The organism is Deltaproteobacteria bacterium, assembly GCA_011773515.1.
GTDB lineage: Bacteria > Desulfobacterota > Deferrimicrobia > J040 > J040 > WVXK01.
Window position 1 is genome coordinate 78,998 of sequence record WVXK01000078.1, and the last position, 605, is coordinate 79,602.

General features: G+C 52.1%; 2 protein-coding genes. Both read left to right on the plus strand.

Features of this window, described 5'->3' with window-relative positions; translation table 11 throughout:
• The coding region (locus tag GTN70_09320; GenBank protein NIO17183.1) for an NAD(P)/FAD-dependent oxidoreductase at window positions 1-288 on the plus strand (288 nt) is incomplete at its 5' end.
• Window positions 289-296: 8 nt separating this feature from the next.
• Window positions 297-605 (plus strand): hypothetical protein (locus tag GTN70_09325; GenBank protein ID NIO17184.1); only part of this gene is annotated, 309 nt, incomplete at its 3' end.

Genomic DNA, 605 nt, shown 5'->3' on the forward strand with positions numbered 1-605 from the left:
CACACCATATCCATGGGCCACGTAGACCCGCCGGACGATACCTATGAGGTTATTTCCAGGATCGACAGGGAGAAACACCTCTACAGAAAGTTCATCCTCAAGGATGGGTATATCTGCGGAGGTATATTTGTCGGGGATATCGAAAAAGCGGGGATCATAACGGGACTCATAAAGAACAGGATCCTCCTCGAAGGGGACGTCTCGTGGCTGCTCTCGGGGGCCCCGCAGCTGATCTGGCTGAACAAAACATACAGGGACGAAAAACTCACGAAACCGGTGTATAGTTAATCCAGGACATGCAGACCTCAGATAAAAAGATAGGATTTGCTGTTCCTGACCGGGAGGCCCTCGAGAGAATCAACAGACTCACGATGGTCTACATCGTTACCTCTTTCTTCTATCTGATCCTGGGAATGGCCCTCGGGGCGGGGATGCTTGTCACGGGGAACGATAACTTCCTCTTCACCCACGTTCACCTTCTCCTCGTGGGATTCGTGGTGTTTCTCATTTATGGCGTGGGGTACAAACTGCTCCCCACGATGTTCTTCGGGTATCCGGGCCTTCCCTACATACGCCTTGCGTGGCTTCAGTATGCCCTTGCCAAT